This is a genomic window from Aeromicrobium sp. PE09-221 (genome assembly GCF_002174305.1).
GTDB lineage: Bacteria > Actinomycetota > Actinomycetes > Propionibacteriales > Nocardioidaceae > Aeromicrobium.
Genome location: NZ_MIJB01000027.1, coordinates 51,325 through 72,867, shown reverse-complemented (window position 1 = coordinate 72,867; position 21,543 = coordinate 51,325). Strand labels below are relative to the sequence as shown.

Sequence of the window (21,543 nt, the reverse complement as noted above, 5' to 3'; positions counted from 1 at the left end):
CGCCCGAGAGACGTCCGGGGATCGACGATTCGTCGGCATCTGGCCCCGTCTGGGACACTGGGGACATGACCGAGCCGACCCGTGCGCTGCCGCTCGTGCTGACGCCGCCGAAGGGCCGGGGCAAGCCGCCCCGCCACCTCGCCGACCTCGATGCCACCGAACGCAAGGCTGCCGCGGCGGACCTGGGGGAGCCGGTTTTCCGCGTCAAGCAGGTTGCCCACCACTACTTCGCGCGGCTCGAACGTGATCCGGCCCAGATGACTGATCTTCCGGCTGCCAGCCGCGACCGGATCGCCGGGGCACTGTTACCGGATCTGCTCGACCAGGTCCGCGTGATGGAGGCTGATGGCGGCACGACCCGCAAGACCCTCTGGAGGCTGTTCGACGGCTCACTGGTCGAGTCGGTGCTGATGCGCTACCCGGACCGCGCCACCATCTGCGTATCGAGCCAGGCCGGATGCGGTATGGCGTGTCCGTTCTGTGCCACGGGCCAGGGCGGCCTGCAGCGCAATATGAGCACGGCCGAGATCATCGATCAGGTCGTCGACGGGGCCGCGGCCATGGCGAAGGGTCTCGTGCCGGGAGGACCGGGGCGGCTGTCCAATGTCGTCTTCATGGGTATGGGTGAGCCGATGGCCAACTACAAGGCGGTCATCGGCGCGGTGCGTCGTATGGTCGCTCCTGCCCCCGACGGACTCGGGCTCTCGGCACGCAATATCACCGTCAGCACGGTCGGTCTGGTGCCACGGATGAAGCAGTTGGCCACAGAGGGCATCCCGGTCACGCTCGCGCTCTCCTTGCACGCACCCGATGACGAGCTGCGCAACGAGCTCGTCCCGATCAACACGCGGTTCTCGGTCGCCGAGGTCGTCGAGGCGGCGTGGGAATACGCCAAGGTCACCAAGCGTCGGGTCTCCATCGAGTACGCGATGATGCGCGACATCAACGACCAGGCGTGGCGGGCCGACATGCTTGCCGATGTCCTCAACTCCTATGGCGACTGGGGCTGGGTCCACGTCAACCTCATTCCGTTGAATCCCACGCCGGGCTCGAAGTGGACCGCTTCGCGCCCCGAGGACGAGCGCGAGTTCGTGCGCCGTCTGGTCGCCAGAGGCATCCCCACCACGGTGCGCGACACTCGCGGCTCCGATATCGACGGTGCCTGCGGCCAGCTCGCCGCCGCCGACGCCTGAGACATCGACTCGACCGCTCGGCCGGCCGCCCTGGCTGAGGCCCTCGCCGTCGACGAGACCGGCGCTCGCTACCGTGTGCACATGACGATGATCGAGGTGACGACGCATGGGCGCGTCACGGTACTGACGCTCATGAGGTCGGGGCGGCGCAATGCGCTCAACCTCGACCTGTGCCGAGAGATCGACGCCGCTGCCCGGGCTGCGGTCGAGGACGGGGCCCGTGTGCTGGTGGTCACCGGCGACGGCACCGCCTTCTGCGCCGGGGCCGATCTCACCGGGGTCTACGGGGACGAATTCATCGACGCTCTCTACGCGATGCTGCACGGACTGACACGCCTGCCGGTTCCGATCATCGCCGCCGTCAACGGTCCCGCGATCGGCGCGGGCACCCAGCTCGCCATCGCGTGCGACCTGCGGGTCGCCGATGAGAAGGCCCGTTTCGCCGTGCCGACGGCGAAGAACGGCATGGCGGTCGACGCGTGGACGATCCGCACCCTGGGCAAGCTGGCGGGCATGGGGCCGGCCCGCCGGATGATGCTCGCCGCAGAGACGATCGAGCGGGATGAGGCGCTGTCCTGCGGTCTCGCCGATCGCATGGGCACCCTCGACGACGCGATCGCGTGGGCGCAGGAGATCGCCGAGCTGGCACCGCTGACCGTCGCCTACAACAAGCTCGTCCTCAACGGCTCGCGCGCGGACGACGAGCGCATCGAGACCGAGTTCGCTCGAGTCTGGGCCAGCGAGGACGTCCGTGAGGCGGCGCTCGCCCGTACCGAGAAGCGCGCCCCCGTCTTCCAGGGGCGCTGATGTACAGTCTCGCTTTCCGGGCGCTCGACCGCCACGTGGTGGACGGACGGGCAGACGAGCCCGCGCTCCTCACCACGGAGGGGACCTTGTCCTATGCGGAGTTGCTCCACGAGTCGGCCTCGCTCGCCGGCGGGCTGCGTGAGCTGGGTGTCGTCTCCGGCACCCCATTGGAGATCGCGGTAGCGGACCCGCGGCCGCGGGTGGTCTCCGTGCTCGCACTCGCGCGCCTCGGTGCGGAGCCCGAAACCGAGGCCCGGTATCGGATCGCCGGCGAACCGCTCTCTGTCATCACGCCGGACGAGAGCTTCGACTACGATCTCGTGCTCCGGGCGGGCCGCGTCGACCCCGCCACCGCTCCCGCGCGCGATGCCGAGGGCTACGCCGATCGGCTGCTGGGGCACTACGGCGATCTGCTGGAGCCGCTCCTGTCCGGCCGCCACGTCACCTGAGCCGCTCCGTCTCCGATCGGCGCGCGCCGATCGGCCGGCGGAAGAATATGCCTTCGTGGTTGCTATAGCGACCACCTGTACACATCCTCCGTCACGGCTCGACGGAGGACTGACAGCTCACCGCCCGGAGCGGACCGGGTCAGCTGAGGCCGGCGTCGTGCATGCGGATCGCGACCTGTACCCGGTTGCTGACCCCGAGCTTGGCGAACACATGGCCGAGGTGCACCTTCACGGTCGCGACGCTCATGAACAGTTCCTTGGCGATATCGGCATTCGAGGCTCCCCGTGCCACCGCGAGCGCCACCTCGCGCTCGCGGTCGGTCAAAGCCTCGACCGCGGCGCGCTCGGGTGCGCTGAGCCCATTGGACGCGACGTGCCGGATGAGCTGACCGGTGACGCTGGGGGAGAGGATCGGCTCACCGGCGGCGACCATCCGGACGGCGTCGACGATGCGTGGTGGTGGCGTGTCCTTGAGCAGGAACCCGCTCGCTCCCGCCGCAAGGGCGCGGACCACATGCTCATCAGCGTCGAAGGTCGTCAGGACGACGACACGCGGAGGCTCCGAACGAGCCAGCAGCCGCTCGGTGGCGGCGAGACCGTCCATGACGGGCATCCGGATGTCCATCAGAACGACATCGGCCCCCTCTGCCCGTCGCAGTGCCTCGCTGCCATCACCGGCCTCGCCGATCACCTCGATATCGGGAGCACCACCCAGCACCATCGACAACCCGGTGCGCACGAGGGGATCGTCATCGACCAACAACACGCGGATCGGTGCCTGCGCGTCCTCATCCCCGGACATCATGACCGCCACGGTAGCTGGGCGACGACCTCGAAGTGCTGATGGTCGGTGATCGAGTGCCGCAGGGTGCCGCCGACGAGTCGGACACGTTCGCCGAGGCCGATCAACCCGAGTCCGGCACCGGGTGGCCCCGCACGGGTGGTGCCGATGTGCAGCGGATTGGCGACCACGACGGACAGTCCTCCGTCCGCCGAGGGCGAGATCGCCACGCGCACGGCCGTGTCGGGCGCGTGCTTGCTGGCATTGGTCAGGGACTCCTGGATGACCCGGTAGGCGGCACGTCCGATCGCATCGGGGACGTCCTCGAGCTCGACCTCGATCCGGGCGCTGACGTGCATACCGCTCTTGCGCGCCTCGGAGAGCAGCGCCGGGACATCGCGGGCGGCCGGCTGTGGCCGGTCGGAAACGTCATCGGTGGTGTCATCGCGGAGGACGCCCAGGACCTGACGCAGTTCGATGAGTGCTTGGTGCGAGCTGGCCTGGATGATCTCCGCGCTGCGCCGTACGTCGGCCGGCGGGAGGTCATCGCGGAAGGCGAGCGCCCCGGCGTGCAGCGAGACCATCGAGATGCGATGCGCCAGGACATCGTGCATCTCCCGGGCGATTCGCGCACGCTCGGCGGTCCGGGCCTGCGCGATGCGTGCGGTCTGCTCCGCTTCGGCCGTCTCGGCACGTTCGACCAGGGTGCGGAGCAGCTCGCGGCGCGAACCGATGTACATGCCCCACGCGATGGCCAGGGCGGTGAACGCGGTGTTCAGAGCAAGGTCCACCAAGAGGTCCGAACGCGAGTCACCGGCCCCCGTGGTCGCGCTGACGACCATGCCGGCGACGATCGTGCTGAGGCCGACGGGGATGATCTCGCGCCAGCGGCGCCGCGTCGCCACAGAGACCAGCGCGAGCATCGACGGCCCGGTCATGCTGAGAAAGACCATCGAGGCGAGGGTTATCAGCACCGCGATGGTGACCGGGAACCGGCGGCGCCAGTGCAAGAGCACCAGGGAGACGACTCCGGCGGCCACATCGAGGGGCAGCGGCACTGCCGATGACGGCACCTCGGGATCGACGAAGGATCCCGCCACGAGGAGGGCGCTCAGAGCGATCGCCAGCAGGTAGCGCCAGGTCTCACCCCACAGCGTCAGCGGAGCGTGAGCGGGTCCTGGAGGCACCATCTCAGCCTACGACTCCGATCGTCTGGACCATCTACGACTCTCGGCCAGAAGTCGTAGACCGTTGGTGCGATGTGCCATGGGATCGAGTCGGCGAGGATGGAGCCATGATCACGGTTGAGAACCTGACGAAGACCTACGGGCAGTACCGCGCCGTGGACGATGTCTCCTTCGTGTGCCGGCCCGGGCAGGTCACCGGATTCCTCGGACCGAACGGGGCCGGCAAGTCCACGACGATGCGCATCATCGCCGGGCTGACGCCCGCCGACTCGGGGAGTACGACGATCGGCGGCGTCCGCTATCACGACATCCCCAACCCGGGAACCCAGGTGGGCGTGCTGCTCGACGCCTCGGCCCAGCACGGGGGACGTACCGGACGCGAGGTCCTGACCGTCGGTGCGCGCACGATGGGCCTGCCCGCGTCCCGGGTGGACGAGATGCTGGAGCTGGTGAGCCTCAGCGCCTCGGAGTCCAAGCGACGGCTACGCGACTACTCCCTCGGCATGCGGCAGCGACTCGGCATCGCCCATGCGCTTCTCGGGGATCCCAAGATCCTCATCCTCGACGAGCCCGCCAATGGCCTGGACCCGGCCGGCATCCACTGGATGCGCACGCTGCTGCGCACCTACGCCGATCGTGGCGGCACCGTGCTCCTCTCCTCGCATCTCCTGCATGAGGTCGAGATCATCGCCGACGAGCTCATCGTGATCGGCCGTGGCCGGATCGTCGCCGAGGGCACCAAGGAGGAGCTCCTGCACGCGGCCGGCACCTACGTCAAGGCCGTGCCGGAGCACACCGAGCAGCTGCGTTCGGCCCTCGACGCCGCCGGGATCGCGGTCGTCGTTCGTGAGGACGGACTGCAGACCGAGGCCTCCGCCGACGAGGTCGGACGCGCCGCGGCCGCCGCTCAGGTGGCACTCGCCGAGCTCCGTCGCGCCGACGGAGCCGGCCTCGAAGACATGTTCCTCTCGCTCACGTCCGACACGCAGCGTGAGCAGCCCACGACGGGAGTCCAGTCATGACGCAGTCAGCCGTCACCATCGACACGCAACGCCCCGGTATCCCCTTCACCCGCCTGAGCTTCGTCGAGCTCCGCAAGTCCTTCGACACCCGCGCCGGACGCTGGTTCACGATCTCGATCCTCATCCTGGCCTTCGCGGCAATGTTGATCCAGACCTTCCTGGTCCCGGCGGGGGCGGCCCAGGACCTCAACGACATGGCCCTCGTGCAGAACTCACTGCTCGGCATCTTCGTGCCCATCATCCCGATCCTGTTGGTCACGCAGGAGTGGGGACAGCGGACGGCCCTCGTCACCTTCAGCCTGGAGCCGCGTCGCGGGCGAGTGGTGCTGGCCAAGCTGGTCGCCTCCGCGCTCGTGGTCCTCGGCGTCCTGATCGTCTCGGTGGTGATCGCGGTGCTCGGCACGGCCCTCGCGGGCGGCCTGCGCGGTATCGAGGTGGACTGGAATCTCAGCGCTCAGATGCTGCGCAACATCTTCATCGGCAATGCGATCGCGACCCTGCTGGGCTTTGGCATCGCGCTGCTGCTGATGAACTCCCCGGCTGCGATCGTGACCTACTTCGTCTACATGTTCGTGGTGCCGACGGTGCTCAACGTCGCGGGAGCATTCCTGGACTGGTTCAAGGACATCGTCCCGTGGATCGACTTCGCTTCGGCCCAGGAGCCGTTGCTCGACTCGGGTGGCATGTCCGGTGAGGAATGGGCTCAGCTGGTTACCTCGTCCCTCCTGTGGGTGGGTGTCCCGCTCGCCTTCGGCATCTGGAGGTGGCTGCGCACCGAGGTCAAGTAGTCGGGAGTAGAGAAACACCTTGGTGCGAGAATGGGCGGCATGCGTCGAACGCGTGTCGCCCTTCTCGGCTCTACCGGCTCCATCGGCACCCAAGCCCTCGAGGTGATCGCTGAGAATCGCGATCGCTTCGAGGTCGTCGCGCTCGCGGCGGGGGGCAGCGATCCGGCACTGCTGGCGCGGCAGGCGCTCGCCTTCGACGTGCCACTGGTCAGCGTCGCGCGGGGGAGTGCGGCCGAGGACGTGCAGCTCGCGCTCTACGCCGAGGCCCAGCGCCGTGGCTGGTCATCGGGGGATCTGCGGATCCCACGGTTGCTCGTCGGCCCGGACGCCGCCACCGAGGCAGCCCGTGTCGACTGCGAGATCGTCCTGAACGGCATGACCGGTGCGGTGGGCCTGCGACCCACCCTCGCGGCCCTGGACGCCGGACGCACGCTCGCGCTCGCCAACAAGGAATCCCTCATCATCGGCGGTCCGCTGGTCAAGGACCTCGCCGCGCCGGCCCAGCTCGTACCGGTCGATTCCGAGCACTCCGCTCTCGCCCAGGCGCTGCGTGGAGAGCGGATCGATGATGTCCGGCGTCTGCTGGTGACGGCCAGCGGTGGACCCTTCCGGGGGCTCAGCCGTGCCGAGCTGGCCGAAGTGACTCCCGAGCAGGCGATGGCCCACCCCACGTGGGATATGGGCCCCGTCATCACGATCAATTCCGCGACACTGGTCAACAAGGGACTCGAGGTCATCGAGGCGCACCTGCTCTTCGATATCGGCTTCGACCGTATCGATGTCGTGGTGCATCCGTCCTCGGTGGTCCACTCCATGGTCGAGTTCGTCGATGGATCGACGATGGTGCAGGCCTCCCCGCCGGACATGCGTCTGCCGATCGCGCTCGGTCTCGCCTGGCCAGAGCGCCTGCCCGGGGCCGCCGCACCGTGCGACTGGACGCGACCAGTCTCGTGGGACTTCTTCCCGCTCGACGAGGAGGCCTTCCCCGCGGTCAAGCTGGCTCGGCGGGCGGGCGAATTCGGTCGTACCGCGCCGGCGGTCCTCAACGCGGCCAATGAGGTCTGCGTCGATGCCTTCGTCGGCGGGCACTTGGACTTCCTCGGCATCGTTGACACTGTGGGCGAGGTGCTCGAGGAGCATCTGTCCGATCCGGACACGGCCCACGACGATGTGACGCTCGAGCGCGTGCTCGCTGCCGACACGGCGGCCCGTGAACGGGCGACGGACCTGGTGGAGCGACGGCGATGACAGCAGTGATCTTCACGCTCGGCGTGGTGGTGTTCCTCCTCGGAGTAGCTGCCTCCATCGCCCTGCACGAGCTGGGTCACATGTGGCCTGCCAAGAAGTTCGGCGTGAAGGTCACCCAGTTCTTCGTCGGCTTCGGCCGGACCGTCTGGTCCTTCCGGCGTGGTGAGACCGAATACGGGCTCAAGGCCATCCCGCTCGGCGGCTATGTCAAGCTCGTCGGCATGCTGCCGCCCGAGAAGGGTGATCCCGAGCATGCCCGCACGTCCAATACGGGCCTGTTCACCCAGCTGGCCCGCGACGCGCGGGAGCTGGAGTACGAGACCGTCACGGCTGAGGACCAGGATCGGCTCTTCTATCGCCGGCCCTGGTGGCAGAAGGTCATCGTGATGGCGGGCGGGCCGACGGTCAATCTGCTGATCGCCGTGGTGCTGTTCTCGATCTCCTTCATGGGTTTCGGTGTGGCCGTTCCCACCACCACGGTGGCGCAGGTCTCCGACTGCGCCATCACGGACGCCGAGGCCGGTCGCGCGTGTACCGACCAGGACCCGGTCACCCCCGCCAAGCTGGCCGGCTTCGAGCCGGGGGACGAGATCACCTCGTTCAACGGCGAGCCGATCACGTCGTGGGACGAGTTGAGCTCCAGCATCCGCGACAACGGCGATCAGCAGGCACGGATCGGTTTCGTCCGAGACGGCGCTGAGAGGACGGTCGAGGTGCGGACATCGGTGCTGGCCCGCGCCGCGCTCGACGACCCGAGCAAGGTCGAGGATGTCGGCTTCCTCGGGGTGGTCCCGCTGCAGACGGTCGAGCGACAGGGGCCGGGCTATGTCGTCGAGGAGACCGGACGCGTCATCGGTCTGACGGCACGTGCTGTACTCCACCTGCCGGTGCGCATGGTCGATGTGGTGCAAGCGGCCTTCGGGGCCGAGCGCGGCCAGGACACACCCATCAGCATCGTCGGAGCCAGTCGCGTCGCTGGAGAACTCGTCACCACCGACCAGCCGACGCTCGCGGTCGCCGCTCAGCGGCTCATCATGCTGCTGGCGGGGCTCAACCTCTTCCTCTGGCTGTTCAACCTGATCCCGCTGCTCCCGCTGGACGGCGGGCACATCGCCGGGGCGCTGTGGGAGGCTGTCCGCAGGGGTTGGGCACGGCTCCGAGGACGCCCGGATCCGGGGTATGTCGATGTCGCCAAGATGCTGCCCGTCGCCTACGCGGTTGGCTCGCTCCTTATCATCATGGGTGTGGTCCTGATCTTCGCTGACATCGTCAATCCGGTGAGGCTGTCATGACGAGCACCCCCGTCTCTCTGGGCATGCCCGAGGCGCCCGCGCCCGTCCTGGCCCCTCGCCGCGCCTCGCGCAAGATCAATGTCGGGGCGGTCGAGGTGGGTGGCGATGCCCCCGTCTCGGTGCAGTCGATGACCACCACGCTCACCTCGGATGTCAACTCGACGCTGCAGCAGATCGCCGAGCTCACGGCGGCCGGCTGCGACATCGTCCGTGTGGCGTGCCCGAGCCAAGACGATGCCGAGGCGCTCCCCGCGATCGCCCGCAAGTCACAGATCCCGGTCATCGCCGATATCCACTTCCAGCCCAAGTACGTCTTCGCAGCGATCGACGCCGGGTGCGCCGCCGTGCGGGTCAACCCGGGCAATATCCGTAAGTTCGACGACCAGGTCGGGTCCATCGCCAAGGCCGCCTCGGATGCAGGCGTGTCGTTGCGCATCGGAGTGAACGCCGGCTCGCTCGACAAGCGGCTGCTGGAGAAGTACGGCAAGGCGACACCGGAGGCGCTCGTCGAATCCGCGGTGTGGGAGGCCTCGCTCTTCGAGGAGCACGACTTCCACGACTTCAAGATCTCGGTCAAGCACAATGACCCGGTCGTCATGGTCAAGGCCTACGAGCTGCTGGCCGAACGGGGCGATTGGCCGCTGCACCTCGGCGTCACCGAGGCCGGGCCGGCCTTCCAGGGCACGATCAAGAGCGCGACGGCCTTCGGAGCGCTGCTCAGCAAGGGCATTGGCGACACCATCCGCGTCTCGCTGTCCGCGCCTCCGGTGGAGGAGGTCAAGGTCGGCCTGCAGATCCTGGAGTCCCTCAACCTGCGTCCCCGCCGGCTCGAGATCGTGTCGTGCCCCTCGTGCGGTCGCGCTCAGGTGGATGTGTACAAGCTCGCCGACGAGGTCACGGCCGGTCTCGACGGGCTCGAGGTGCCGCTTCGCGTGGCCGTCATGGGATGTGTCGTCAACGGGCCGGGGGAGGCGCGCGAGGCCGATCTCGGCGTCGCCTCGGGTAACGGCAAGGGGCAGATCTTCGTCAAGGGCGAGGTCATCAAGACCGTGCCGGAGAGCAAGATCGTGGAGACCCTCATCGAAGAGGCCATGCGGATCGCAGAGGGCATGGAGCCCGAGGATGGCGCCGCGGCCTCCGTCACGGTCAGCTGACGCCGGGCGCCATGGGCTAGGCTCCGAGCCATGACCGAGGTGGCCGCGGGCGCGTCCTACGTCCGTTCTCTGGCGCGTCACGATCTTCCCGACCTGCTCGGGCTGCTGGACCGCGATCCCTGGGCCAACGTCTTCGTCCGCCACCGGGTCGCCTCCGCCGGCATCGACCAGCGCTGGCTGGGAGCGCAGATCTGGGGGTATTTCGAGCGCGAGCGTCTCGTGTCCGCCTGTCATGTAGGGGCCAATATCGTGCCGGTCGAGGCTACGGAGGAGGCGGTGGAGGCCTTCGCCGAGCGGTTGGTCCGGCGCGACGCGCGTTCGCGTTCCCTCGTGGGACCGGCCGAGGTCATCGTGCCGTTGTGGCGGCGTTTGCGGCCGACCTGGGGTGAGGCACGTTCCGAGCGCCTCGATCAGCCCTTCCTCGTCCTCGATGGTGACAGCCCGATCGCACCTGACGATCGGGTAAGACCGGTGGCGGTTGACGAACTGGACGTGCTCTTCCCCGCCAGCGTGGCGATGTTCACCGAAGAGGTCGGAGTAGACCCGACGATCGGCGATCGCGGAGGCTATCGGGCGCGGGTCGCTCAGCTGATCGCGGAGGGATGCGCGTACGCGATCGTCGAGGACGATGAGGTGATCTTCAAGACCGAGGTCGGCGCGCATACCCATGCGGCATGCCAGTTGCAGGGGGTGTGGGTCACGCCGCGTCGTCGCGGCGAGGGCCTGTCCGAGCGTGCGCTCGCGGGCGTGGTCTACCGCGTGCGGCGGGGCTTCGCTCCAGCGGTCACGCTCTACGTCAACGGCTACAACACGCCTGCCAGGCGGCTCTACGAGCGGGTCGGGTTCCGCCAGGTGTCGACCTTCGCCACCGTCCTGATGTAACCGTCCTGATGTGAGAGGAACGAGCATGCGCAAGGACACAATGGGTCTCGCCGCCCTGTTGGCCGGGGCAGGGGTCCTGCACTTCGTGAAGCCGGAGCCCTTCGCGCGGATCGTGCCCGAGGTGCTGCCCGCGAAGACCGAGCTGGTGTACGCATCGGGAGTCGCGGAGCTGGTGTGCGCGGGGCTGCTGGCCCTGCCACCGACGCGCCGGTTCGGCGGACTCGCGGCGGCCGGCCTGCTGGCGGCGGTCTTCCCCGCGAACGTGCAGATGGTCGTCGATGTCCTCCGCAGCCCGCGGGCCTCCACCGCGTTCAAGATCGGGACGGTCGCACGGCTCCCCTTGCAGTGGCCGCTCATCCGCGCAGCACTCCGCGCGCGGAGCTGAGTCCTCACCGCCACGGCGCGATGCGGTCGGGGGATCGGGCAGCGTGGTCGATACCCTCGTGCCATGCGAATGTCACGGCTCTTCGTCCGCACGCTCCGCGACGACCCCGCCGATGCCGAGGTCCCGAGCCACAAGCTGCTCGTCCGCGCCGGCTACGTGCGCCGTGTCGCTCCGGGGATCTACTCCTGGCTCCCGCTAGGCCTGCGCGTGCTCGCGAAGGTCGAGGCCATCGTGCGCGAGGAGATGGAGGCGATCGGAGCCCAGGAGGTCCGCTTCCCGGCGCTCCTGCCTCGCGAGCCCTATGAGGCGTCCAACCGCTGGACCGAGTACGGACCCAATCTGTTCCGTCTGCAGGACCGCCGGGGCACCGACATGCTCCTCGGCCCGACCCACGAGGAGATGTTCACGCTCCTGGTCAAGGACCTGTACTCCTCCTACAAGGACCTGCCGCTGAGCCTCTATCAGATCCAGACCAAGTACCGTGATGAGGCGCGCCCGCGGGCTGGCATCCTGCGCGGGCGCGAGTTCATCATGAAGGACTCGTACTCCTTCGACATCGATGACGCGGGCCTGGAGCGCTCCTACCAGGCGCATCGCGCGGCCTATGTGCGGATCTTCGACCGGCTCGGCTTCGACTATGCCGTCGTGCAGGCCGACTCCGGCGCGATGGGCGGTTCGGCGAGCGAGGAGTTCCTCGTCGTCGCGGACACAGGGGAGGACACCTTCGTGCGCTCACCGGGCGGCTATGCGGCCAATGTCGAGGCGGTCACGACGGTCGCTCCCGACCCGCAGCCCTACGACGGCGTGCCGGCCGCCCATGCCGAGCAGACGCCCGACACCCCGACCATCGAGACCCTCGTCGATCACCTGAACGAGCGCTTCCCGCGCGATGACCGCGCCTGGACGGCCGCCGACACGCTCAAGAACGTGCTGGTCATGCTGCGGTATCCCGACGGCACCTCCGAGCCGCTCGCGATCGGCATCCCCGGCGATCGCGAGGTCGACACGAAGCGACTGGAGACCCAGGTCGCGCCGGCCGATGTCGAGCCCTTCGGCGAGGCCGACTTCGAGCGCTACCCGGATCTCGTCAAGGGCTACATCGGGCCGGGTGTCCTCGGCTCCGAGAACGCGACGGGCATCCGGTACCTCGTCGACCCCCGGGTCGTCCAGGGGACCCGCTGGGTCACGGGCGCGGACACCCCCGGCTCTCACGTCATCGATCTGGTGGCCGGTCGCGACTTCACCGCCGACGGCACGATCGAGGCGGCCGAGGTCAGGGCCGGCGATCCCGCTCCCGACGGCAGCGGGCCGCTGGAGCTCGCGCGTGGCATCGAGATGGGCCACGTCTTCCAGCTCGGCCGCAAGTACGCCGAGGCGCTGGGCCTGAAGGTGCTCGACGAGAACGGCAAGCTGGTCACGGTGGCGATGGGGTCATACGGCTTCGGCGTCTCGCGGGCAGTGGCGGCCGTGATAGAGAACTCGTACGACGACAAGGGGATCGTCTGGCCCGCGGCCATCGCGCCCTTCGACGTGCATCTGGTCGTCGCCGGCAAGGATCCTGCCCAGTTCGAGGCGGCCGATGATCTGGTGGCGCAGTTGGAGGCCGCGGGCGTCGAAGTCCTCTACGACGATCGCCCCAAGGTGTCGCCGGGGGTGAAGTTCAAGGATGCCGAGCTGATCGGCATCCCCACCATCGTCGTCGTGGGCAAGGGTCTGGCCGACGGTGTCGTCGAGGTCAAGGACCGTGCGACCGGCGACCGTCGAGACGTCCCGCTGGCCGACCTCGTCACCACCCTCACCTGACCCTCCGGGTCCGATTTTCGCCGGGTTGTGGCCCTCGAAACGGGGCGTTGAGGGCCACAACCCGGCAAAAGTGGTGAGGGAGGTAGCTTCAGCCGAGGCCAGGGAAGGGCTGGGGGGCCGCGCCCCAGGAGGCGGCCCGCACGGCCGTGGCGCGCAGCTCGCGCACCACGCGCTCACGCTCCTCGCCGTCGACCTCACCGGTCAGAGCGGCGATCGATGCGCACAGCCGTTGTTCGAGACCCGCGGCGACGTCCTGGGCATCCTCGACCGAGTCGAGATCACCGACCTCGTAGCTGACGAGCGGACCCGGGGGCTCGATATCGGCATCGGCCAGCACCGACACGAGGGCATCGCGAAGATCGCTGTGCTCCTCGTGCGCTGCGGTGGCGGCCGCGTGGAGCGCATCGAATCGCGCGCCGATCACCGGGTAGAGCCAGACCGCCTCCAGTTCCAGCTCCAGCCAGATCCGCCAGCGCAGGGCCTCCGACTCGTTCATCAGGCGCCCTCCCAGGTCGCGGAGAGCTGGTCGAGACCCGCGGCCATCGAGGCCAGCACCCGCACGACATCGGGCGAGGTGGCCGCGAGCGCGTCGCCGGCGCGATGGTCGGCCGCCTCGCTGAGCGCGGCGGAGAGCGTGCCATTCTCGGCGGTGGTCGTCGGTGTGCCTCCGAGCTGGGCGATGTGCTGTTCCAATACCTCGGCGATGTCCTCGGCGCCGGCGGTTCCCCTGGCGATCGCGAGCACCCGCTGCTGATCGGAGAGAACGGCGCGAACGAGGCTGATGTCAGCGTCGACCGGTCGCGGACGGGGCTTCACACCCACACCGCGCACGACATCGTCGAGGCGGCCGGTGGCGCCGAGGGCCACGACGGCACCGGCGGCGATTCCGCCTGCCAAGAGCACACGTCGGCTGGTCACGGTCGCAGCCTAGTGGACCGTCCGGGACCGCTACGATGGTGCCACGTACGACCGTCGTGGCCATCGAACTGAATAGGGGCGTCTCCGTCATGACCGAGCGAAGCGAGTCGATCGACCGAGGCGACGCCTCCGGACCCACTGCCCGGAACCACCGCCTGGCGGTGACGGTATGAGCGAGCGATCGATGGATGGCATCTCATGCTGTCGCCGGCCTATCGTGCGTTTTCTTGAGGCGGTGACGGCATGAGTGATCTCGAGAGCATCATCGCCCCCGTGGTCGTTGACCTCGGACTGGACCTGGAGTCCGTCGAGATCATCGGCCAGGCCAAGCACCGGCGCCTGGTGATCGCCGTGGATCGTGACGGCGGCGTCGGTATCGATGCCATCACCCAGGCCACGCGGGCGGTCTCGGCGGTGCTGGATGCCAGCGATGCCATGGGGGAGACCCCTTACACGCTCGAGGTGACCTCGCGCGGCGCCGACCGTCCGCTGACCGCTCCCCGGCACTGGCGACGCAACCACGACAGGCTCGTCCACGTGACCATGGCCGATGGCACGAAGGTCACCGCCCGCATCGGCGACAGCGATGAGGACGGCGTCGATCTGCTGCGCGGCGGTGTACCCACTCGTTACGCTTACGGCGACATCGAGCGCGCCGTCATCGAGATCGAACTCAATCGGAAGGACGTCTGATGGACATCGACATGAGCGCCCTGCGGCTGCTGGAGCGTGAGAAGGGGATCTCGCTCGACGTCGTGGTCGAGGCCATCGAGACCGCGCTCCTCTCGGCCTACCACAAGACCGCCGATGCCCACCATCACGCCCGCGTGGAACTCGATCGCACCAGCGGCCATGTCACGGTGTGGGCCAAGGAACGGCTCGCCGACGCGCCCTCGGACGGTGAGGGCGATGCTCCCGTGCAGCGGTTCAGCGAGGAGTTCGACCACACCCCCGAGGATTTCGGTCGGTTCGCCGCCACCGTCGCGCGTCAGCTCATCATGCAGCGGCTCCGCGATCTGGAGGACGAGGCGACCTACGGCGAGTTCTCCGGCCGCGTGGGCGATGTCGTGTCCGGTGTCATCCAGCAGGGGCGCCGTCCCGGTGACGTGATGATCGACCTCGGGTCCGTCGAGGCGGTCATGCCCGCCACCGAACGCGTCCCCGAGGAGCGTTACTCCCACGGTGAGCGGATCAAGGCCTATGTGTACGAGGTCGAACGCTCGCCTCGCGGCCCTCGGGTCAAGGTCTCCCGTACCCACCCCAATCTCGTCAAGCTGCTGTTCGCGCTGGAGTCTCCCGAGATCGCGGACGGCTCGGTGGAGATCGCTGCCATCGCCCGTGAGGCGGGCCACCGCACCAAGGTGGCGGTCCGGCCCACGGTCTCCGGCGTCAACGCCAAGGGAGCGTGCATCGGTCCGATGGGCCAGCGGGTGCGCAATGTCATGAGCGAGCTCCACGGCGAGAAGATCGACATCGTCGACTACAGCGACGACCCGGCCGAGTTCATCGCGCAGGCGCTCTCGCCCTCGCGCGTCACCAGCGTCACGATCCTCGACGCCGCGGCCAAGGCGGCCCGGGTCGTCGTGCCTGACTTCCAGCTGTCGCTCGCGATCGGACGTGAAGGGCAGAATGCCCGGTTAGCAGCCAAGTTGACGGGCTGGCGGATCGACATCCGCCCCGATACCGAGGCATCGGGGCCAGCCGCTGCCACGGACGTTTCGAGCAACGGCTAGACTTGTCGTCGGTGATCCGCACGTGTATCGGTTGTCGTGAGCGTGCGGACAAGTCCACTCTGGTGCGTGTCGTCGCACAGCCGGGCGCGAGCGATGGTAGTTTCGCGGTCGTCCCGGACACCGATGGCACGTTGCCCGGACGGGGAGCGCACCTGCATCCGTCGTCCGAGTGCCTGGAGCTCGCGGTCCGTCGCCGCGCGTTCGGTCGGGCCCTTCGTCGTGAAGGCCGCCCGCAGACCGATGCGCTGCGGTCGCTGATCGTGGATCCTGGTGACCGGAGCACCTGACCACGAGGCGTCCGACCGGACGTCTCCCGACCGAAAACGGAGCACACGCTCATGAGCACTCGATGAGTACCTCGCAATGAGCCTGTACGTCGACTAGGTCCGGCCCCCTTCAGGGCTGGACCCCCTGAAGGAGAAGAGTGGCTGTCAGAGTCCACGAGCTCGCCCGCGAGTTCGGAGTCCCCAGCAAGGTCGTCCTGTCCACCCTCAAGGACATGGGCGAATACGTGAAGTCCGCCTCGTCGACCGTCGAGGCGCCGGTCGTGCGTCGTCTCAACGACGAGCACGGCGACAAGCTGCGCGAGATGGGCGCCAAGAAGGGCGGGGCCAAGAAGGCCGCGCCGAAGAAGGACGCTCCCGCCAGCACCCCCGCACCCGCGGAGTCGGCCGTGCCGAGCGCACCGCCTCAGCAGGAGAGCATCGCGAGCGAGAGCAGCGCACCCGCCGCACCCAAGCCGGGTCCGGCGGCACCGAAGCCGGGTCCTGCCGCGCCCAAGCCCGGCCCCGCGGCTCCCAAGCCGGGTCCTGCCGCGCCCAAGCCGCCGGAGGCTGACGCTCCCGCGCCCAGCGCGCCGGCTCCGGGACCCCGTCCCGGTGGCCCCAAGCCGGGTGGTCCGCGTCCGGGTCCGCGATCGGGCAGCGCTCGCCCCGGTAACAACCCGTTCTCGTCCAAGCAGGGCATGCAACAGGATCGTCCGCCGCGTCCGCCGGCCGGACGCGGTCAAGGTCAGGGCGACGGTGCCGGTGCGCCCCGTCCGGGCGGCATGCCGCGTCCCAATCCCGCGATGATGCCCAAGCGTTCCGCGGTCGGCGGCCCCGATGCGCGTCAGGGTGGTCGCCCCGGCGGGCGACCGGGTGGAGGCCGTCCCGGTGCCGGGAATCGTCCCGGCGGTGGTGGCGGTGGCGCTCCCCGTCCCGGCGGTGGCGGCGGCTTCTCCGGACCTCCCGCGCGCGGTCGTGGCCCCGGTGGCCGCGGTGGCACGCAGGGCGCCTTCGGACGCGCGGGCGGTCCGCCGCGCCGTGGACGCAAGAGCAAGCGCGCCAAGCGCCAGGAATTCGATCAGATGCAGGCGCCCGCGATCGGCGGTGTGCGGGTCCGCAAGGGTAACGGCGAGACCGTCCGCGTTGCGCGCGGTGCGTCGCTGACGGACTTCGCCGAGAAGATCGGTGTCGACGCTGCATCGCTCGTGCAGGTGCTGTTCCACCTCGGCGAGATGGTCACCGCCACGCAGTCGGTCAACGACGAGACGCTGCAGATCCTCGGTGAGGAGCTGAACTACAACGTCGAGGTCGTCTCGCCCGAGGACGAGGACCGAGAGCTGCTCGAGTCCTTCTCGCTGGAGTTCGGCGAGGACGAGGGCAACGATGCCGACATGGCACCGCGTCCGCCGGTCGTCACGGTCATGGGTCACGTCGACCACGGCAAGACCAAGCTGCTCGACGCCCTGCGCAATGCCAATGTCGTGGCCAAGGAGGCCGGCGGCATCACGCAGTCGATCGGTGCCTACCAGGTCACCACCGAGGTCGACGATGTCGAGCGTCCGATCACCTTCATCGATACCCCGGGTCACGAGGCGTTCACCGCCATGCGAGCCCGTGGTGCCCAGGCGACTGATATCGCGGTCCTGGTGGTCGCGGCCGATGACGGCGTCATGCCGCAGACGGTCGAGGCGCTCAACCACGCTCAGGCGGCCGGTGTGCCGATCGTCGTGGCGGTCAACAAGGTCGACAAGCCCGATGCCGATCCGAGCAAGGCGCGCGGACAGCTCACCGAGTACGGGCTCGTGCCCGAGGAGTACGGCGGCGACACGATGTTCGTCGACGTCTCGGCCAAGTCCGGCACGGGCCTGGAGCAGTTGTTGGAGGCCATCGTCCTGACCGCCGATGCGTCCTTGGACCTGCGGGCCAATCCGGATCAGAACGCCGAGGGTCTGGCCATCGAGGCGCACCTCGACCGCGGTCGCGGACCCGTGGCGACCGTCATCGTCCAGCGCGGCACGCTGCGCGTCGGCGACACGATCGTGGCCGGTTCGGCCTTCGGCCGTGTGCGGGCGCTGCTCGACGAGTTCGGCGACAGCATCGAGGAGGCGCCGCCGTCGCGGCCCGCCCTCGTGCTCGGCCTGACGGCCGTGCCCGGTGCCGGCGACAACTTCATGGTCGTCGATGACGACCGGATCGCCCGTCAGATCGCCGAGAAGCGCGAGGCCCGTGAGCGCAATGCGGCGCTGGCCAAGCGCAGCGGTCGCCGTACGCTCGAGGACCTCATGCGCGAGGTCGAGAAAGGTGAGACCACCGAGCTGCTGCTCATCCTCAAGGGCGACAGCTCCGGCTCGGTCGAGGCGCTCGAGGACTCGCTCAGCCAGATCGATGTCGGCGACGAGGTCGACCTGCGGGTCATCGACCGCGGGGTCGGTGCCATCACCGAGGCCAATGTCAACCTGGCGACCGCGTCGAATGCCGTCATCGTCGGCTACAACGTGCGGGCTCAGGGCAAGGCCACGGAGATGGCGGACCGCGAGGGCGTCCAGATCAAGTACTACTCGGTCATCTACCAGGCGATCGAGGAGATCGAGGCGGCGCTCAAGGGCATGCTCAAGCCGATCTACGAGGAGCACCAGCTCGGTCAGGCGGAGATCCGCGAGATCTTCCGCTCGTCCAAGATCGGCAATATCGCGGGCTGCATGGTGGTCGACGGCACGATCCGTCGCAATGCGAAGGCGCGGTTGCTGCGTGATGGCAATGTGGTCGCCGACAACCTCGACCTGTCGAGCCTGCGGCGCGAGAAGGATGATGTCAGCGAGGTCCGCGAGGGCTTCGAGTGCGGTCTGGTGTTGCGCAACTACGGCGACATCAAGATCGGCGACATCGTCGAGAGCTTCGAGCTCCGCGAGAAGCCCCGCGACTGAGGTCCCAACTCGCTGAGTGTGACGTTTGGACGGTGAATCCTTTGATTCTGCCGTCCAAACGTCACACTCACGGGGTCAGTGAAGAGAGAGATCACCATGCCCAGTCCACGTAATGCGAAGATCGCCGACCGGATCAAGACGATCGTCGCCGGGCTGCTCGAGCGACGGATCAAAGACCCGCGGATCGGGTTCATCACCATCACCGATGTCCGGCTGACCGGCGATAGTCAGCACGCCTCCGTGTTCTACACCGTCATGGGCGATGAGGCTGAGCGCGACGGAACCGCAGCGGCTCTGACGAGCGCGACCGGTCTGATCCGATCGGAGGTGGGCAAGCAGCTTGGACTGCGCCATACGCCGACGATCGAGTTCTTCCTCGATGCCGTGCCGGAGCAAGCCCGTGAGATCGAGGAGCTGCTGGCACGCGCCAGGGAATCGGATGCAGAGGTCGCCGCGCGGGCGGCCGGCGCCGAGTACGCCGGCGATGCCGACCCGTACAAGACCCGCGAGGACGAGTGACGCAGCCCGCCGCACCCATGGGCCTGGTGATCGTCGACAAGCCCACGGGTTGGACCTCGCACGATGTCGTCGGCCGGATGCGGCGACTCGCGCAGACCCGCAAGGTCGGACATGCGGGGACGCTCGATCCGATGGCCACGGGCGTCCTGGTGCTCGGCATCGGACGGGCCACGCGTCTGCTCGGCCATCTGCAGCTCGCCGACAAGGAGTACCTGGCGACGATCCGGCTGGGGGAGTCGACCGTGACCGACGATGCCGAGGGCGAGGTCATCGCGTCCATGGACGCTTCGGGACTCACCCGCGAGGAGATCGATGCGGCGATCCGCCCGCTCACCGGTGAGGTCGAGCAGGTGCCCTCGAAGGTGTCGGCGGTCAAGGTGGATGGCCGACGCTCCTACGCCCGGGTACGCGCGGGGGAGGATGTCGAGCTCGCGGCCCGCCCAGTGACGGTGTCCGTCTTCGAGGTCACCGAGGTCAGGGCCGGCGACCGCGCCACGGATGTCGACGTGCGCGTCGTCTGCTCCAGCGGCACCTATGTGCGTGCCCTAGCGCGAGACCTGGGTGCGTCGCTCGGAGTGGGCGGGCATCTGATGATGCTGCGCCGTACCCGCGTGGGCGGCTTCGGGCTCGACCAGGCCCGCACCCTGGACCAGCTGGAGGAGCGGCTCGACATCATCGGTCTCGACGATGCGGCCCGCGCCGCTTTCGAAGCGCGGAGACTCGATGAGGACCAGGCACGGCTCGCCCGTCACGGCCGGGCGCTCGAAGGACTCGTGCTGGCCGGGGAGGGGCCGACCGCCCTGTTCGGGCCGGACGGGAACTTCCTGGCTCTGTACGAGCAGCGTGGCGCGTCGGCCCGGGCCCTGGCGGTGTTCGTCTGATCCGGAGTCGGCCGGGTCAGGCTCGGGCCGCTCGGGTCGGAACGTCTGAGTACAGATAGGGTGGCCGACATGACCTGGTCGACCCCTTCTCCTCGTCAGGTACTGCGCCGTTTCGTGGTCGGCTTCCTGATGGTCCAGGTCGCTGCCGTGGCATCACTCATGACCGCCACCAAGGTCCGCAAGATGATCCGCGGCAAGGGGACGAGGCCGCTGCCCCGGGTGGAGCCGCGGACCTTCGGGATCGGCGAGTCGAATGAGGCCAATGTCTACGTCAGCGGGGCACCGCTGTACGAGGACATGCTCGCGGCCATCGATCAGGCCCGACAGCGCGTGCTGTTCGAGTCCTACATCGTCAAGGATGACGCGATGGGCCGTCGGTTCAAGCGCGCCTTGAACGAGGCCGCCGCCCGCGGGGTCGAGGTCTATGTCGTCTATGACGGCTTCGCCAATCTCGTCGTCAAGCCGAGCTTCTTCCGGTTCGAGCCGTCGGTGCGCGTCATGCGTTATCCCGTGCTGGTTGCCGGGCTGCGCTTCTGGAATCCGCGCAACTACGGACGTGACCACCGCAAGATCCTCGTCGTCGACGACGCCATCGGATTCGTGGGCGGCTACAACGTCGGTCAGCTCTATGAGGACGAGTGGCGTGACACGCACCTGGCGCTCAGCGGCACCGCGGTGTGGGACCTGGAGAATGCTTTCATCGACTTCTGGAACATCCACCGGCCGAAGGAACGCATCGAACAGGTCAGCAGGCCGACCTGGGACCCGGCGATCCGGGCTCACCGCAATATCCCGCGCCAGCTGATCTTCCCGATCCGGGGCATGTACCTGGAGGCGATCGACCGGGCCCAGGAGACCATCGAGCTGACGACCGCCTATTTCATCCCCGATGCCGATATCCTCGACGCGCTCATCGACGCCTCGCAGCGTGGCGTGCAGGTGCGGATCCTGCTGCCGAAGGTGTCGAACCATGTCATCGCGGACTTCCTGGCCCGGGGTTACTTCAACCGTCTGCTGGACGCGGGCGTGGAGATCTGGCGCTACTCCGATCACATGGTCCATGCCAAGACCGCCACGATCGACGGTGAATGGAGCACGATCGGCACCGCGAATATCGACCGGCTCAGCCTCACCGGCAACTACGAGATCAACATCGAGATCATCGACGAGGGATTCGCCCGGGGGATGCGCGAGGTCTTCGCCGAGGATGCCTCCAAGGCGGAGCGGCTCACCGCCGAGGCCTGGCACCACCGGGCGGCGGTCGGACGTCTCTATGAATGGGTGCTCAAGCCCCTCAAGCCGCTGCTCTGA

At 68.4% G+C, this 21,543-nt stretch carries 22 protein-coding genes; 18 read left to right on the top strand and 4 right to left on the bottom strand.

The annotated features are described in order from the left end of the window. Positions 1-65: 65 nt before the first annotated feature. The 3 genes from rlmN (at position 66) to BHE97_RS14870 (ending at position 2,449) form a co-directional block, all read left to right on the top strand. Entirely contained in the window at positions 66-1,193 is a 1,128-nt protein-coding gene (gene rlmN / locus BHE97_RS14880; RefSeq protein WP_087624816.1) for a 23S rRNA (adenine(2503)-C(2))-methyltransferase RlmN, read from the top strand. An 81-nt stretch (positions 1,194-1,274) separates the two neighbouring features. Next, positions 1,275-2,000: an enoyl-CoA hydratase gene (locus tag BHE97_RS14875; RefSeq protein WP_236757716.1), complete on the top strand. Its 726-nt coding sequence runs from the start codon at positions 1,275-1,277 to the stop codon at positions 1,998-2,000. Continuing rightward, complete coding sequence (locus BHE97_RS14870; RefSeq protein ID WP_087624815.1) at positions 2,000-2,449, top strand: AMP-binding protein; 450 nt, start codon at positions 2,000-2,002, stop codon at positions 2,447-2,449. Before BHE97_RS14875 ends, BHE97_RS14870 begins: the two co-directional genes overlap by 1 nt. A 139-nt stretch (positions 2,450-2,588) precedes the next feature. Here the strand turns inward: BHE97_RS14870 and BHE97_RS14865 are convergent, their stop codons facing one another. Both BHE97_RS14865 and BHE97_RS14860 read right to left on the bottom strand, forming a co-directional pair. Then, entirely contained in the window at positions 2,589-3,251 is a 663-nt protein-coding gene (locus BHE97_RS14865) for a response regulator transcription factor (protein ID WP_087624871.1), read from the bottom strand. Then, positions 3,251-4,417 (bottom strand): histidine kinase, encoded by a 1,167-nt coding sequence (locus BHE97_RS14860; protein ID WP_236757715.1) that lies wholly within the window; start codon positions 4,415-4,417, stop codon positions 3,251-3,253. The genes BHE97_RS14865 and BHE97_RS14860 overlap by 1 nt, the downstream gene beginning before the upstream one ends. Positions 4,418-4,524: 107 nt before the next feature. Between BHE97_RS14860 and BHE97_RS14855 the strand changes: the two genes are divergently transcribed. From BHE97_RS14855 to BHE97_RS14820, 8 genes are all read left to right on the top strand, one after another. Next, positions 4,525-5,439 carry an ATP-binding cassette domain-containing protein gene (locus BHE97_RS14855; protein ID WP_087624813.1) on the top strand — a complete coding sequence of 305 codons (915 nt, stop codon included), beginning with the start codon at positions 4,525-4,527 and terminating at the stop codon, positions 5,437-5,439. After that, positions 5,436-6,227: a hypothetical protein gene (locus BHE97_RS14850; protein WP_087624812.1), complete on the top strand. Its 792-nt coding sequence runs from the start codon at positions 5,436-5,438 to the stop codon at positions 6,225-6,227. The genes BHE97_RS14855 and BHE97_RS14850 overlap by 4 nt, the downstream gene beginning before the upstream one ends. 39 nt (positions 6,228-6,266) lie before the next feature. Then, entirely contained in the window at positions 6,267-7,475 is a 1,209-nt protein-coding gene (gene dxr / locus BHE97_RS14845) for a 1-deoxy-D-xylulose-5-phosphate reductoisomerase (RefSeq protein ID WP_087624870.1), read from the top strand. Beyond that, complete coding sequence (locus BHE97_RS14840) at positions 7,472-8,767, top strand: site-2 protease family protein (RefSeq protein WP_087624811.1); 1,296 nt, start codon at positions 7,472-7,474, stop codon at positions 8,765-8,767. The genes dxr and BHE97_RS14840 overlap by 4 nt, the downstream gene beginning before the upstream one ends. After that, positions 8,764-9,921, top strand: a complete 1,158-nt coding sequence (gene ispG / locus BHE97_RS14835; RefSeq protein WP_087624810.1) for a flavodoxin-dependent (E)-4-hydroxy-3-methylbut-2-enyl-diphosphate synthase — start codon at positions 8,764-8,766, stop codon at positions 9,919-9,921. Before BHE97_RS14840 ends, ispG begins: the two co-directional genes overlap by 4 nt. 30 nt (positions 9,922-9,951) lie before the next feature. Beyond that, positions 9,952-10,803, top strand: coding sequence for a DUF4081 domain-containing GNAT family N-acetyltransferase (locus tag BHE97_RS14830; RefSeq protein ID WP_087624809.1), 852 nt, complete (start codon positions 9,952-9,954; stop codon positions 10,801-10,803). 25 nt (positions 10,804-10,828) lie between these two features. After that, entirely contained in the window at positions 10,829-11,188 is a 360-nt protein-coding gene (locus BHE97_RS14825) for a MauE/DoxX family redox-associated membrane protein (RefSeq protein ID WP_087624808.1), read from the top strand. A gap of 69 nt (positions 11,189-11,257) precedes the next feature. Next, entirely contained in the window at positions 11,258-12,991 is a 1,734-nt protein-coding gene (locus tag BHE97_RS14820) for a proline--tRNA ligase (RefSeq protein ID WP_201791469.1), read from the top strand. Between the two features lie 88 nt (positions 12,992-13,079). Here the strand turns inward: BHE97_RS14820 and BHE97_RS14815 are convergent, their stop codons facing one another. Next, positions 13,080-13,487: a DUF4439 domain-containing protein gene (locus tag BHE97_RS14815; RefSeq protein ID WP_087624806.1), complete on the bottom strand. Its 408-nt coding sequence runs from the start codon at positions 13,485-13,487 to the stop codon at positions 13,080-13,082. Continuing rightward, positions 13,487-13,909: a hypothetical protein gene (locus BHE97_RS14810; RefSeq protein ID WP_140400179.1), complete on the bottom strand. Its 423-nt coding sequence runs from the start codon at positions 13,907-13,909 to the stop codon at positions 13,487-13,489. Before BHE97_RS14810 ends, BHE97_RS14815 begins: the two co-directional genes overlap by 1 nt. A 243-nt stretch (positions 13,910-14,152) precedes the next feature. Here BHE97_RS14810 and rimP point away from each other — a divergent pair, with 243 nt between their 5' ends. The 7 genes from rimP (at position 14,153) to BHE97_RS14775 (ending at position 21,543) form a co-directional block, all read left to right on the top strand. Beyond that, entirely contained in the window at positions 14,153-14,602 is a 450-nt protein-coding gene (gene rimP / locus BHE97_RS14805) for a ribosome maturation factor RimP (RefSeq protein WP_087624804.1), read from the top strand. Then, a complete protein-coding gene (nusA, locus tag BHE97_RS14800; RefSeq protein ID WP_087624803.1) occupies positions 14,602-15,642 on the top strand; it encodes a transcription termination factor NusA in 1,041 nt (346 codons plus the stop codon). Before rimP ends, nusA begins: the two co-directional genes overlap by 1 nt. Before the next feature lie 11 nt (positions 15,643-15,653). Continuing rightward, positions 15,654-15,929 carry a YlxR family protein gene (locus tag BHE97_RS14795; RefSeq protein ID WP_236757714.1) on the top strand — a complete coding sequence of 92 codons (276 nt, stop codon included), beginning with the start codon at positions 15,654-15,656 and terminating at the stop codon, positions 15,927-15,929. Positions 15,930-16,066: 137 nt separating this feature from the next. Then, complete coding sequence (gene infB / locus BHE97_RS14790) at positions 16,067-18,832, top strand: translation initiation factor IF-2 (RefSeq protein WP_087624801.1); 2,766 nt, start codon at positions 16,067-16,069, stop codon at positions 18,830-18,832. A 96-nt stretch (positions 18,833-18,928) separates the two neighbouring features. Then, positions 18,929-19,351: a 30S ribosome-binding factor RbfA gene (gene rbfA / locus BHE97_RS14785; RefSeq protein WP_087624869.1), complete on the top strand. Its 423-nt coding sequence runs from the start codon at positions 18,929-18,931 to the stop codon at positions 19,349-19,351. Positions 19,352-19,368: 17 nt separating this feature from the next. Further along, a complete protein-coding gene (gene truB, locus BHE97_RS14780) occupies positions 19,369-20,232 on the top strand; it encodes a tRNA pseudouridine(55) synthase TruB (protein WP_087624800.1) in 864 nt (287 codons plus the stop codon). Between the two features lie 69 nt (positions 20,233-20,301). Next, on the top strand, positions 20,302-21,543 hold the full coding sequence (locus BHE97_RS14775; RefSeq protein ID WP_201791461.1) for a phosphatidylserine/phosphatidylglycerophosphate/cardiolipin synthase family protein: 1,242 nt from the start codon (positions 20,302-20,304) through the stop codon (positions 21,541-21,543).